11 protein-coding genes, 1 tRNA gene and 1 pseudogene are annotated in these 13,990 nt (G+C 43.8%); 9 read left to right on the top strand and 4 right to left on the bottom strand.

What is annotated here, in order from left to right; translation table 11 throughout:
* Positions 1-3 precede the first annotated feature (3 nt).
* Positions 4-79, top strand: a tRNA-Trp gene (locus tag PR675_RS11660).
* Between the two features lie 142 nt (positions 80-221).
* On the opposite strand, the pseudogene PR675_RS11655 reads toward PR675_RS11660, so the two are convergent.
* A pseudogene (locus PR675_RS11655) lies at positions 222-1,017 on the bottom strand (transposase).
* Between the two features lie 244 nt (positions 1,018-1,261).
* Entirely contained in the window at positions 1,262-2,107 is an 846-nt protein-coding gene (gene hdfR / locus PR675_RS11650) for an HTH-type transcriptional regulator HdfR (protein ID WP_004915423.1), read from the bottom strand.
* A gap of 111 nt (positions 2,108-2,218) precedes the next feature.
* Here hdfR and PR675_RS11645 point away from each other — a divergent pair, with 111 nt between their 5' ends.
* Positions 2,219-2,557 carry a DUF413 domain-containing protein gene (locus PR675_RS11645; RefSeq protein ID WP_004915426.1) on the top strand — a complete coding sequence of 113 codons (339 nt, stop codon included), beginning with the start codon at positions 2,219-2,221 and terminating at the stop codon, positions 2,555-2,557.
* A gap of 184 nt (positions 2,558-2,741) precedes the next feature.
* Here the strand turns inward: PR675_RS11645 and PR675_RS11640 are convergent, their stop codons facing one another.
* The gene (locus PR675_RS11640) at positions 2,742-4,268 is read right to left on the bottom strand and encodes a YifB family Mg chelatase-like AAA ATPase (RefSeq protein WP_060561495.1); all 1,527 of its coding nucleotides are present in this window, start codon (positions 4,266-4,268) and stop codon (positions 2,742-2,744) included.
* A 479-nt stretch (positions 4,269-4,747) separates the two neighbouring features.
* Here PR675_RS11640 and ilvL point away from each other — a divergent pair, with 479 nt between their 5' ends.
* The 6 genes from ilvL to ilvA all read left to right on the top strand — a co-directional run bounded on the left by ilvL (position 4,748) and on the right by ilvA (position 11,330).
* A complete protein-coding gene (gene ilvL / locus PR675_RS11635; RefSeq protein ID WP_071599630.1) occupies positions 4,748-4,849 on the top strand; it encodes an ilv operon leader peptide in 102 nt (33 codons plus the stop codon).
* A gap of 133 nt (positions 4,850-4,982) precedes the next feature.
* Positions 4,983-6,629 carry an acetolactate synthase 2 catalytic subunit gene (gene ilvG, locus PR675_RS11630; protein ID WP_004915430.1) on the top strand — a complete coding sequence of 549 codons (1,647 nt, stop codon included), beginning with the start codon at positions 4,983-4,985 and terminating at the stop codon, positions 6,627-6,629.
* On the top strand, positions 6,626-6,895 hold the full coding sequence (ilvM, locus tag PR675_RS11625) for an acetolactate synthase 2 small subunit (RefSeq protein ID WP_004915433.1): 270 nt from the start codon (positions 6,626-6,628) through the stop codon (positions 6,893-6,895). Before ilvG ends, ilvM begins: the two co-directional genes overlap by 4 nt.
* A gap of 12 nt (positions 6,896-6,907) precedes the next feature.
* Positions 6,908-7,834, top strand: a complete 927-nt coding sequence (locus PR675_RS11620; RefSeq protein ID WP_004915437.1) for a branched-chain amino acid transaminase — start codon at positions 6,908-6,910, stop codon at positions 7,832-7,834.
* A 65-nt stretch (positions 7,835-7,899) separates the two neighbouring features.
* The gene (ilvD, locus tag PR675_RS11615) at positions 7,900-9,750 is read left to right on the top strand and encodes a dihydroxy-acid dehydratase (protein ID WP_014657278.1); all 1,851 of its coding nucleotides are present in this window, start codon (positions 7,900-7,902) and stop codon (positions 9,748-9,750) included.
* 5 nt (positions 9,751-9,755) lie between these two features.
* Positions 9,756-11,330 (top strand): threonine ammonia-lyase, biosynthetic, encoded by a 1,575-nt coding sequence (ilvA, locus tag PR675_RS11610; protein WP_171831062.1) that lies wholly within the window; start codon positions 9,756-9,758, stop codon positions 11,328-11,330.
* Here the strand turns inward: ilvA and ilvY are convergent.
* A complete protein-coding gene (ilvY, locus tag PR675_RS11605) occupies positions 11,322-12,218 on the bottom strand; it encodes an HTH-type transcriptional activator IlvY (RefSeq protein ID WP_004915447.1) in 897 nt (298 codons plus the stop codon). The two genes, ilvA and ilvY, sit on opposite strands and share 9 nt — an antisense overlap.
* Before the next feature lie 178 nt (positions 12,219-12,396).
* On the opposite strand from ilvY, the gene ilvC reads away from it, so the two are divergent.
* The gene (ilvC, locus tag PR675_RS11600) at positions 12,397-13,872 is read left to right on the top strand and encodes a ketol-acid reductoisomerase (protein ID WP_014657279.1); all 1,476 of its coding nucleotides are present in this window, start codon (positions 12,397-12,399) and stop codon (positions 13,870-13,872) included.
* Positions 13,873-13,990 lie beyond the last annotated feature (118 nt).

Here is a 13,990-nt window from a genome sequence, read left to right as displayed (position 1 = left end):
TTTAGGGGCGTAGTTCAATTGGTAGAGCACCGGTCTCCAAAACCGGGTGTTGGGAGTTCGAGCCTCTCCGCCCCTGCCAGTTACCAATTAAGTAAAAACAAAAGAAGTATCTTATTGATAACCCGATTACTTTAATCGGGTTTTTCTTTATGCAAAAATCGATAATTCCTACCTAAATTTGCGACCTATTCCTGTTATTTCTAAGTTAACTTGAGATCGGTTTAAGCCATTATTTGAAGCCCTGTTTTCTCGACATTTGAAATATTCAGGATGACTTTTTCGGTTTCAAACAATAGGCAAAACCGCCCAGTGAATTCAACATGAATCCATGCAAACTACGATGGTGAGAATGTTCAATCTGCGTAATATTTTTTCAGCTGATCATTAGTTGTTTCAATAATGAATCGCTTAGCGAGCATCGCTCTATCTCAGGCCACTAATAATTTTGGCTTCATATTTTTGCGTTGTCCTGTAACCAATGTTATTCCTTCCATCTTTAAATCTTCAGTTAATGCTTTGCTGATGTAAGTTCTGCGGCAACAATCTCATCAAGATGGTTAACGATGATGTGCTGCTTGAAACCGTAGAACCATCCCATCGTCTCTTTTCCTCTGGCCGCCGAGTTTTTAAAAACCCGATGTTTTGGGATCCGTAGGTTGTGGCACACTTTAATACTGGTAATAAACTCGATACCTGTTGGTTGACCTTTTAGATGGGTAAAGAAGGAACGTAATGGCACTCAAACCTTCGATATGACGTCAAAAAAACGCGTGTAGCTCAATAAGGTTGGAAAGTCTTTTTTGTGGTATACCACAATGAACCCAATATAAAAATGCTTCAAATCACGATGATGAGACACAGGGAATGCAATGATGATGGTCATAATTCCACTGCTTGTCATTCTTGTTTGGTGTAGCCGCTGACCTTTACCACTTTCAATCAAGTATTTTTGCCATTGTGGGATGAAAAATTTGCAAAATCATCGATATGACAAAATAAGTCAACTAAATTATGCATAGTGGATTCCTTGGTGAACAGTGGTTTTTTGGTCGAAAGATCTGATCACCGAACCTACTTTTCGCTTCCTTCTTTTTTATTTTTCTTATCTCGAGTTCAGGTTAAGTTATTGGCTTGAATTGAAATAGCCCTGTCGTTCGTATGAGAGATTATTATGCGTAAGAGGCTAAATTAAAGAGGCTGATAAGAAAAAACGCCCGACAGTATTATCGAGCGTAGTTAAAACTGATAAGTAGTTAGTCAGTTATGACGTAGGGGCTAATTGTGCGTTTTTAATGGGGGTTTTTATTAATTGATTAATCAATGCTTGTTGATCGTTCTTTTGTAACCAGACGGCGTAGAGTGGTTTTGTAATTACGGTCTCTGAGAGCGTTTTGAGTCCAGGGTACTGAATACTCCAGTGAGACGGTAAAAACGCGGCAGAAAGTGATACAGGCAGTAATTGACGAGCAATGTGTGCAGATGTCGTGATCATAACTGGCGAATCATCGGGCGTAAGGCTTGCGTCATTTTGAGGTTGAAAATCGGCACTCCACTCTAATTTGATATAATTATAATTTGTTAAAGCGATATTTTTTTGTGAGGCCATTAATTGAAGCTCAATAGTGCCTATGATGGTGCTTTCGAACTCATCCATTTTTGGCGGTTCAGTAGCAATTAATAAATCTAGCTCTCTCGAATGCAGTTGTTTCACCAGTGACTGCCGAGTCGAAACTCTCGCCTCTAAACGTAATTCATCATGCTGTTCATACAGTGATTGCATCCAATCGGTAAGGTAGCCTTCCCATAATGATGCGGTAGCACCTATCGACAATTCAGTATGCTGTGAAGCATGGGAGATCTCTTTTTTGGCTTGTAGCCATGTATTCATTAAGGATTCAGCGTAAGGAACTAAGCGCTCCCCAGCAGCCGTTAGCCTAATATTATTGCGGTGTCGCGTGAATAGGTTTGTACCGAGCTGTGTTTCGAGTTGCCGGATGCGAAAACTGACAGCTGATTGCGTTAAATAGAGTGATTCCGCGGCTCGGCCGAAGTGTCTGGTTCTACTGACTTCCAAAAATGTTTTTAATAACTCAGTATCCACATACATCTCCAATAATTTTTGTCGTGATGATTTAAATGTTTTGTTTTACAGATTGTCAATGCTGTCTAATACTCCGCGCCATAAAGAGTTGACAGTAATAAGTTAGGAGTGTGTCAGATGGCAGAAAGCTTCATCACGACTAATCGTTTTTTTGACAATAAACATTACCCACGTGGCTTTTCTCGTCATGGTGATTTTACCATCAAGGAAGCTCAGTTACTCGAGCGCCATGGCCAAGCTTTTTCTGAGCTTGATTCCGGCAAACGTGCAGCACAAACCGACGAAGAAAAACTTTTCGTTGCGGTTTGCCGCGGCGAAAGGGAACCTGTAACTCCTGAAGAAAAAGTGTGGGCGAAATATTCTAGCCGCATAAATCGTCCGAAACGCTTCCATACTCTCTCTGGCGGTAAGCCTCAGATAGACCCTTCGGATGACTATACAGATACAGACGATTAATATCATCAATATATTTAGAGGGGCTTACAGGCCCCTTAACTTATATGCGTTATAGTCACGTAAAGTAACGAAGCTGACTTTCTAAATCTCTCTATGAGGCCAGTGTAATAAGCGCTGCTACATCATCGTAGATTCATTTAGAGTGTACGCTTATGCCACTCTCATTCACCACCTCTCCAACTACTCAGCTTACTTGTTTTTGCAAATGAAGCAATAACTTATCCATCGCTCTATAACCGAGAGCTTCGAGAAGATGAGGTTTTTCGATATTATTGGTATTTTGTAAGTCGGCAATAGTTCGAGCGACTCTTAAAATGCGATGCCAAGCGCGTATCGATAACCCAAGTTTGTTTAAGGCATGCTCCAAAAAAAGTGAATCTTTGGATGTCAGTTGGCATAGGTTTGTCGTTTCTCTGGCGGTTAATTGGCTATTGAGTTTCCCCATTCTTTTCATTTGTATCTCTCTTGCAAGTATGACTCTAGCGCGGATTTGCTCACTATTTTCGCTTTGATACTGTTGATGACTGAGTGTACCCAACGGAAGCAGCGGTATTTCAATAGACAGATCAAATCGATCAAGAAAAGGACCTGAAACGCGTGATAAGTAGCGTAAGATTTTCGTGGAGGAGCTTCGGCAGTAATCACCTTGATATTGGCCTGTAGGGCTTGGGTTCAGTGCGGCGATGAGTTGAAAGTTGGCTGGGAAACACACTTTTGCTTTAGCGCGGGAAATAATAACTTGCCTTGATTCAAGTGGCTCACGTAATGCGTCAAGTACAGAGCGGCTAAACTCAGGCAATTCATCCAGAAATAAAATGCCATTATGGGCTAATGATATTTCACCGGGTTTAGGAAGGCTCCCTCCACCAATGAGTGCTGCCATTGACGCGCTATGGTGAGGAGCTCTAAAGGGCCTAGGAGGCCAAGGAGAAGTTAAATCGCTTGAATGGTATAGGCTATGTATAGAGGCGACTTCTAGGGCTTCCTGTGGCGTTAGGGACGGTAGTAATGTTTTTAGGCGACTTGCTAGCATCGTTTTTCCTGTGCCAGGAGGGCCTAATAACAATAAGTTGTGCCCACCACTTGCACAGATCTCTAACGCTCTTTTTCCCTGCTCTTGGCCAATAATATCGCTAATATTCCCGTCGCAAATGGGGGGATCAGGGATTTCGGTCGGATGGAAATTACCTGATAATGTCATTTTCTCGTATAAAAAATGACAAAGTTCTAATAATGTTCCTGCAAACTTAACACTATTATCAGGTAATAAATTCAGCTCATATTGATTTTCAGATGAAAGAACGAGTTGCCTTTTTTGTGTTAATGCCGCGAGTGCGGCAGGGATAGCACCATTCACATGGCGAATATGACCAGACAAAGCGAGTTCACCGAGAAATTCATACTGATGAAGTATTTTTGTAGGCACTTGGCCTGATGACGCTAAGATAGCGATTGCTATCGCAAGATCGTAACGTCCCCCTTCTTTCGGGAGATCGGCAGGGGCTAAGTTAATCGTCATTTTTTTTGCAGGGAATTCAAAACCGCTGTTTAATAATGCGCTCCGTACTCTATCTCTCGATTCTTTTACAGCCGTTTCAGGTAAACCTACAAGTGTCAATCCAGGTAGCCCATTACTAATATGTGCTTCAACAGTAACCAGTGGCGCATTCATTCCTATCGATGCTCTTGTATACACAATTGCTAATGCCATATCTCCTCCCTTGAATAAACAGAGTAATATTCTGTTGAATAAAGAGCCGTTTCAATGGCTCTTTTTAAGGATGAGAGTGGGAAGGGAAACTTAAATGTAAAATATTTGCCACGGATTAAATTTTTGCGAAGGTGGTCGTAAAACTATTATTAATTAATATGTTATATGATATTAATTTATAGATAATAGAAATTAATTGAGAAGGAATTTTTTTAAAGATGAGGTGTAAATTAAAATTAATATCATCAATACTACGCTTGCTTGTTGGAATATCAGGCTGCGTATAATGGCTTCGCTATATGTATTTGCTGTAAATTCTATAAAACACTAGTTATTTATTCTGTTTGTTTTTTATCTATCTGATTTATATTGAAATATATTTTTTGATAATAAAAATTTAAAATAAAAGTTGTCAAAGTAATTTTAAAATGATACCTCTTTAATATAGATAACGAATAATACAGCGAAAGACAGAACCGATGAACGCATTTTTCCGAGTGATTAGCCTAATTATTATCAGCGTGGTGGTGATTATTATCCCACCGTGCGGGGCTGCACTTGGACGACGAAGGCTAAATTAGTAGCCAGATCTCACGAGAACCCCGCACCGAAAGGCGCGGGGTTTTTTTTGACGTAAAGTTTAGCAACATCATCAAACCTAAAAAAACAAAATAAATACAAATAGATAAATTAATTGGAAGACAGGAGAAAAGCATGAATGGGGCACAGTGGTTAGTTCAAGCATTGCGGACGCAGGGAGTGGAGACTGTTTTTGGCTATCCGGGAGGCGCTATCATGCCAGTGTATGACGCGCTGTATGATGGCGGGGTTGAGCATCTGTTGTGTCGCCATGAGCAAGGGGCGGTTATTGCCGCGATTGGTTATGCTCGCTCGACGTCAAAAACAGGGGTTTGTATTGCGACATCAGGGCCGGGAGCGACGAATTTAATCACTGGGTTAGCGGATGCTTTGTTAGATTCTGTGCCTGTTGTGGCTATCACGGGGCAAGTGAGTTCGGAATTTATTGGCACTGACGCTTTCCAAGAAATCGATGTTTTGGGTTTATCTCTGGCCTGTACTAAGCACAGTTTTTTAGTGGAATCTCTTGAAGACCTGCCTCGCATTGTTGCTGAAGCTTTCGCAATCGCAAATAGTGGTCGCCCAGGACCTGTACTGATTGATATTCCGAAAGATATTCAACTGCAGCAGGCAGATCTCGCGCCGTTTTTAATGCCTGTTGAACAGGATTTACCTATCCAGTCACATGAGGTTGCTGAGGCAAGAGAGTTACTCAAACAGTCGCAAAAACCAATGTTATATATCGGTGGTGGCGTTGGGATGTCAGGTGCGGTTGCCGAGCTAAGACGTTTTATTGATTACACGGGCATTCCTTCTGTGACAACTTTAAAAGGGCTAGGCGCAGTTGCACCTTCGGAGCCATATTATCTCGGAATGCTGGGGATGCATGGTACTAAGGCGGCAAACTTCGCGGTGCAGCGTTGTGATTTATTGATAGCCGTGGGCGCTCGCTTTGATGACCGTGTGACAGGTAAGTTAAATACATTCGCGCCAAATGCCAAAGTCATTCATATCGATATCGACCATGTTGAATTAGATAAATTGCGTCAAACTCACGTCGCTTTATTAGGTGATGCTAAAGCGTTATTACCTGAGTTGATGATGGAAAAAACGATTTCATCTTGGCAGGAAGAGGTACGCCAGCTAAAGCATGAGTTTAGCTGGCGTTACGATCATCCCGGTGATGCTATCTACGCCCCTTTGCTGTTAAAGCAACTGTCTGATCGTATGAAGGCAAATACGGTTATCACGACAGATGTTGGGCAGCATCAAATGTGGTCGGCCCAACATATCGCGGTTGATGCACCTGAAGATTTTATTACTTCTAGTGGTTTAGGAACCATGGGCTTTGGTATTCCAGCCGCGATTGGCGCACAAGTGGCTCGTCCGGAAGACACTGTGGTTTGTGTCTCTGGAGATGGTTCTTTCATGATGAATGTACAAGAGCTTGGCACCATTAAACGTAAACAACTACCCGTTAAAATTTTATTGTTAGATAACCAGCGGTTAGGCATGGTTCGTCAGTGGCAAGAGCTGTTTTTTGAACAGCGCTATAGCGAAACGATTTTAACCGATAACCCTGATTTTGTGGCTTTGGCTCGGGCTTTTGATATCCCAGGGCGACGCATTACCTCAAAATCTGAAGTTGACGCAGCGCTTGATGAGTTACTCAACAGTGAAGGCGCTTATCTGTTACAGGTCTCAATAAATGAATTAGAAAACGTCTGGCCGTTGGTTCCACCAGGGGCGAGCAATGAAAAAATGATGGAGAAACCGTTATGATGCAACATCAACTCGCAATACTGGCCCGTTTCCGTCCTGAGGTTTTAGAGCGTATATTACGGGTGACTCGCCATCGTGGATTCCAAATCAGTTCGATGACTATGGATCATATGCCGGATGGTGATAATGTAAATATCGAAATGACCGTGAACAGCCAGCGTCCATTAGCTCAGTTATATGCTCAGTTAACTAAGCTGTCTGATGTTTCGGAAGTTGAAATAAGAGAACAAGAATCACGACTATTACGCACACAAAGTGCAATGTAAGGAATAAATAAAATGACTAAGAAAGCTGACTATATTTGGTTTAACGGTGAAATGACGCCATGGGCCGATGCAAAAGTACACGTTATGTCTCATGCTTTGCATTATGGTACATCGGTATTTGAAGGCGTCCGTTGCTATGATTCTCACAAGGGGCCTGTTGTTTTCCGCCATCGTGAGCACATGCAGCGTTTGCGTGATTCTGCAAAAATCTACCGTATGCCTGTCAGCTATAGCGTTGATGAGCTGATGGAAGCATGCCGTGAAACGTTACGTAAAAATAACTTAGTCAGTGCCTATATTCGTCCATTAGTCTTTATTGGTGATGTTGGTATGGGGGTTAATCCTCCAGATGGTTATAAAACAGATGTCATCATGGCGGCTTTCCCATGGGGGGCCTATTTAGGCGAAGAAGCTTTAGATCAAGGAATTGATGCTATGGTTTCCTCATGGAACCGCGTTGCAGCAAATACCATTCCTACTGGAGCAAAAGCGGGTGGTAACTATTTATCGTCGCTACTTGTTGGCAGTGAAGCACGTCGTCATGGCTATCAAGAGGGAATTGCATTAGATGTTAATGGTTATTTATCTGAAGGGGCGGGTGAAAATATTTTTGAAGTGAAAGATGGCATTTTATTTACACCACCATTCACATCTTCTGCACTGCCGGGGATCACACGTGATGCGATCTTAACGTTAGCGAAGGATATGGGCATTGAAGTTCGTGAACAAACCTTATCACGTGAGTCTTTATACCTTGCTGATGAAGTGTTTATGACCGGAACCGCAGCTGAAATCACGCCAGTACGTAGTGTGGATGGCATTCAAGTGGGTATTGGTCGCTGTGGCCCTATGACCAAAAAGATCCAGCAAGCCTTCTTTGGTTTGTTTGATGGTACAACAGAAGATAAATGGGGTTGGTTAGATCCAGTTAACCCTTAATAACAAATACAGACAGATTTACAGGCGGTCGTTCCCCGCCTGTTTTAAAACACGGGAGTAAAGATATGCCGAAGTACCGTTCAGCAACCACCACCCATGGCCGTAATATGGCAGGCGCACGTGCATTATGGCGTGCCACCGGTATGACCGATGCTGATTTTGGAAAACCGATTATCGCAGTTGTTAACTCATTTACACAATTTGTACCGGGCCATGTGCATTTGCGTGACCTTGGCAAACTTGTCGCTGAGCAGATCGAAGCGGCAGGGGGTGTCGCTAAAGAGTTTAATACAATCGCTGTCGATGATGGCATTGCAATGGGGCATGGCGGGATGCTTTATTCCTTACCTTCCCGTGAGTTAATTGCAGATTCAGTCGAATATATGGTGAATGCACACTGTGCAGATGCCATGGTATGTATCTCTAACTGTGACAAAATCACACCGGGTATGTTAATGGCATCATTACGCCTAAATATCCCTGTTATTTTTGTTTCAGGTGGTCCTATGGAAGCTGGGAAAACCAAGCTTTCAGATCAAATTATCAAGTTAGACTTAGTGGATGCGATGATCCAAGGCGCGAACCCTAATGTAAGCGATGCGGACAGCGAACAAATTGAACGCTCTGCTTGCCCAACATGCGGCTCTTGCTCAGGTATGTTTACCGCTAACTCAATGAACTGTTTAACCGAAGCATTAGGGTTATCGCAACCAGGAAATGGGTCATTACTTGCGACCCATGCTGACCGTAAAGCGTTATTCATCAATGCTGGTAAGCGTATTGTTGAATTAACTAAGCGCTATTATGAGCAAGATGATGAAAGTGCATTGCCGCGTAATATCGCTAATAAATCCGCTTTTGAAAATGCGATGACATTGGATATTGCGATGGGTGGCTCAACCAATACGGTTTTACACCTGTTAGCAGCGGCTCAAGAAGCCGATGTTGATTTCACAATGGCAGATATTGACCGTTTGTCACGCAAAGTCCCGCATTTATGTAAAGTTGCGCCGAGCACCCAAAAATATCATATGGAAGATGTTCATCGTGCTGGTGGTGTTATTGGTATTTTAGGTGAGTTAAGCCGAGCAGGCCTGCTACAGCATAATGTTAAAAATATTTTAGGCCTGACACTTAAGCAGACACTTGAGCAATATGATGTGATGTTGACGCAAGATGAAGCCGTTAAGTCGATGTTTTCGGCGGGGCCTGCGGGTATTCGAACAACACAAGCCTTTTCGCAAAACTGTCGCTGGCCTTCTCTCGACACTGACCGTGAAAATGGCTGTATCCGTAATATAGAGCACGCCTACAGTTTAGATGGGGGCTTAGCGGTACTTGCGGGGAACATCGCGGAAGATGGCTGTATTGTGAAAACCGCAGGTGTTGATGAAGGTAGTTTAACTTTCCGTGGGCCTGCGAAGGTTTATGAAAGCCAAGATGATGCTGTAGAAGCCATTTTAGGCGGTAAGGTTGTTGAAGGGGATGTGGTTGTTATTCGCTATGAAGGCCCGAAAGGTGGCCCAGGCATGCAAGAAATGTTGTACCCAACCTCATACCTTAAATCAATGGGATTAGGGAAAACCTGTGCGCTCATTACGGATGGCCGCTTCTCAGGAGGAAGCTCCGGGTTATCCATTGGTCATATTTCACCTGAAGCCGCTAGTGGTGGATTGTTGGCATTGGTACAAGATGGCGACATTATTGATATCGATATTCCAAAGAGAACGATAGCACTTGATGTTGATGATAATGAGCTGAATAAACGCCGAGAAGCGGAATTGGCGCGTGGTGATAAAGCGTATACGCCACGTAATCGTCAGCGTGAGGTCTCTTTTGCATTGCGTGCCTACGCATCTCTTGCAACGAGTGCAGATAAGGGCGCTGTACGCGATAAATCTAAGCTGGGAGGCTAATGACGGTGGCTGCTGCAAAACCATTACCCTCTGCACCTACGGGTGCTGATTATTTAAAAGCGGCGCTCAGTGCGCCGGTTTATGAAGTGGCTCAGGTCACCCCATTGCAAGAGATGAGAAAAGTGTCTGCTCGCATGGGAAATACGATTTTAGTTAAACGTGAAGATAGGCAGCCTGTTCATAGCTTTAAGTTGCGTGGTGCTTACGCCATGATTGCTGGATTGACCGATGAGCAAAAAGCGAAAGGTGTGGTTACCGCTTCTGCGGGGAACCATGCACAAGGCGTTGCATTATCGGCCAGTCGTGTTGGCGTGAAAGCAAAGATTGTCATGCCTGTGGCAACCGCAGATATTAAGGTCGACGCGGTACGTAATTTCGGTGGTGAAGCCATTTTGCATGGGGCAAATTTTGATGAAGCGAAAGCCAAAGCCATCGAAATGGCGACAAATGAGGGGTACACCTTTGTTCCCCCTTTTGATCACCCTTCTGTGATTGCAGGGCAAGCCACAATAGCATTGGAGTTGTTACAGCAAGATGCGCATCTTGATCGCATTTTTGTCCCCGTCGGTGGTGGTGGCCTGATTGCTGGCGTAGCGGTTCTGATCAAGCAATTGATGCCTGAGATTAAAATTATCGGCGTTGAAGCCGAAGACGCGGCATGTTTGAAAGCCGCATTGGCAGCGGGGCATCCGGTTGACTTGCCTCGAGTTGGCTTATTTGCTGAAGGCGTTGCGGTGAAGCGTATTGGCGATGAAACATTCCGTCTTTGCCAAAAATATGTGGATGATGTGATCACCGTAGACAGTGACGCGATTTGTGCGGCGTTGAAAGATATTTTTGAGGATGTGCGTGCGATTGCTGAGCCATCTGGAGCATTAGCACTAGCAGGCTTAAAAAAATATGTGCAACTGCACAACATTAAAGGCGAGCGTCTTGCACATGTTTTATCCGGTGCAAATATGAATTTCCATGGCCTGCGTTATGTTTCAGAGCGATGCGAAATTGGTGAGCAACGGGAGGCACTTCTTGCGGTCACGATCCCTGAACAAAAAGGCAGCTTTTTGCGTTTCTGCCAGTTATTAGGCCATCGTGCAGTCACGGAGTTTAATTATCGTTATACCGATGCAGATCCTGACCGTGCTTGTATCTTTGTGGGGGTGAGGTTAAGCGGTGGCGAAAACGAACGAAGTGAAATTATTCAAGAGTTGCAACAACATGGCTATGAAGTTGCCGACCTATCCGATGATGAAATGGCGAAATTACATGTACGTTATATGATTGGTGGTCGACCATCGAAGCCATTGGAGGAGCGCCTTTATAGTTTTGAGTTCCCAGAATCACCGGGGGCATTGTTAAAATTCTTAGAGACTCTGGGGACGTATTGGAATATTACACTGTTCCATTATCGTAGCCATGGCACTGATTATGGTCGTGTATTAGCGGCGTTTGAGTTATCAGGTCCTGAGGTGCGTTTCGATAGGCACCTTGATGCGCTAGGTTATGAATATCATGATGAAACAGGGAACCCGTCATTTAGGTTCTTTTTAGCCCCCCAAAGCTCACCGCAAACATTAGATTGAGTGGTCGGGCAACAATTGCCAAAATGATTTGATGAGTGGTTCACTTAGGCGTTTGCTAAGCGAGCAAACGCCTAGCTCAAAGGGTTCAACCAGCGAAATATTGTCGAGTTGTAATATACGGCTGCGAACTGGCTCAGGGCTGTTATCAACAACGACGCTTGGTATCAAGGCAATACCACAGCCGAGTGCGACCATTGACACGATAGCTTCATGGCCTGAGACAGTTGCATAGATCACGGGATTATTGATGTGATGACGGCGAAACCAGAGTTCGATACGTTTTCGTGATGGTCCGTGTTCAGGCAGAATAAACGGGATCGCATTCCAGTCGGGCTGCTCTTCGGTAGCCATGGTTCGAACAGCACAAGGTAGTGCGGGGGCGATCAGTACCAATGGGATTTCACCAATTTTAGTAAACCTTACATTATCAGGAAGGCGTTCTGGTTTACCTGCGATCCCAAGGTCAGCTTCCTTGGTTTCTACTTTGTCGACAGCATCGGCCGCATCACCAGTGGTGAGTTTTATTTCTACCAGTGGATGCAGTGCGCGGAATTTATCCAGAATTTGTGGCAAGTGGCTATACGCGGCAGTGACAGAGCAAAAAAGGCGCAGTTCACCCGTAAGAGAAGGGCTTTGCTGGTTAAGGACATGCTGGAGTTGTTGATATTGTAATAAAGTTTGTTGAGCAAATTGTTTAAGGTGCTCACCCGCTTGGGTCAGTTTTACCGACCGATTATCACGAATAAAAAGTGGATGCCCTAGCTGCTCTTCTAAGCGTTGAATTTGCCGCGATAAAGTGGATGGACTGACATACATCGCTTTAGAGGTTCGACCAAAATGGCAACTTTCTGCTAAATGAAGAAATAGCTTTAAATCACGGATATCCATTTTTGTTTCAGCCTTAAGTTAAGTCAAAAGGGCGTTGCATAATATGCAACATTGTATTGTTAATATATCAATTTAAGCAATGCGAATCATCGCATATAGTAAAACCATAAACGCTAAATAGAAAAGCGACAGGCAGATGCCTGAAATAACGAACACAACAGAACAACGGAGTAAGACAATGGCGAATTATTTTAATACTTTGAATCTGCGTCAGCAGTTAGAGCAGTTAGGCAAATGTCGTTTCATGAAGCGCGAAGAGTTCGCGGATGAAGCAGGATACCTGAAAGGTAAAAAAATCGTCATCGTCGGTTGTGGTGCTCAAGGTTTAAACCAAGGCCTAAATATGCGTGATTCAGGTCTGGATATTGCTTACGCATTACGTGCTGAAGCGATCGCTGAAAAACGTGCATCATGGCGTAAAGCGACAGAAAACGGTTTTAAAGTCGGTACTTATGAAGAATTGATCCCTGAAGCGGATTTGGTCATTAACTTAACGCCAGACAAGCAGCACTCAGCGGTCGTTCGCGCTGTTCAGCCAATGATGAAGCAAGGCGCTGCATTAGGTTACTCGCACGGCTTTAACATTGTTGAAGTAGGTGAAGAGATCCGTAAAGATATTACTGTTGTGATGGTTGCTCCAAAGTGCCCAGGTACTGAGGTTCGCGAAGAGTATAAACGTGGTTTCGGTGTGCCAACGCTGATTGCTGTTCACCCTGAAAATGACCCTAAAGGTGAAGGTCTGGCTATTGCGAAAGCATGGGCTGCGGCAACTGGCGGACATCGTGCTGGTGTACTGGAGTCATCATTCGTTGCAGAAGTTAAATCTGACTTGATGGGTGAACAAACCATCCTGTGTGGTATGTTGCAAGCGGGCGCTCTACTTTGTTATGACAAGATGGTTGCTGATGGTGTTGAGCCAGGCTATGCCGGTAAATTAATCCAATTCGGTTGGGAAACAATTACCGAAGCATTGAAGCAAGGTGGTATCACGCTGATGATGGATCGTCTGTCAAACCCTGCGAAATTGCGCGCATTTGCACTGTCTGAGCAACTGAAAACAATCATGGCTCCTTTGTTCCAAAAACATATGGATGACATTATTTCTGGTAAATTCTCAGAAACCATGATGGCTGACTGGGCAAATGATGATAAGAATTTGCTGGCTTGGCGTGAAGAAACCGGTAAAACACCATTTGAAAACTACCCTGAATATGAAGGAAAAATCGCTGAGCAAGAGTACTTTGACCACGGTGTTTTGTTAGTTGCGATGGTTAAAGCTGGGGTTGAATTGGCGTTTGATACTATGCTGGAAGCTGGGATCCTTGAGGAATCCGCTTATTACGAGTCACTGCACGAGCTGCCACTGATAGCCAATACTATCGCTCGTAAACGCCTGTATGAAATGAACGTGGTTATTTCAGATACGGCGGAATATGGTAACTACCTGTTCTCGTTCGCGGCTGTGCCAATGTTGAAAGACTTTATGAGCAAACTGCAAGCGGGAGATTTGGCGAAACCTGTTGCTGATAATGGCACCGATAATGCACAACTGCGTGATGTTAATGAAGCTATCCGTAACCACCCAATTGAGAAAATCGGTAAGACGCTGCGTGGATATATGACAGATATGAAACGCATTTCAGTGGGTGGCTAATTTTTCGTCACACTAGCACTATTCGCCGTTTTCCTTTAACGCGAATAGTTTAGAAAAATATATTAGATATAAAATAATATCGTATTGAAAACCGTGTTGTTCTGAATGACACGGTTTT

It is taken from the genome of Providencia sp. PROV261 (assembly GCF_028477945.1).
In the GTDB taxonomy this organism is placed as follows: domain Bacteria; phylum Pseudomonadota; class Gammaproteobacteria; order Enterobacterales; family Enterobacteriaceae; genus Providencia; species Providencia stuartii.
Note: the sequence above shows the minus strand (reverse complement) of the source record. Positions and strands in the feature narration are given on the sequence as shown.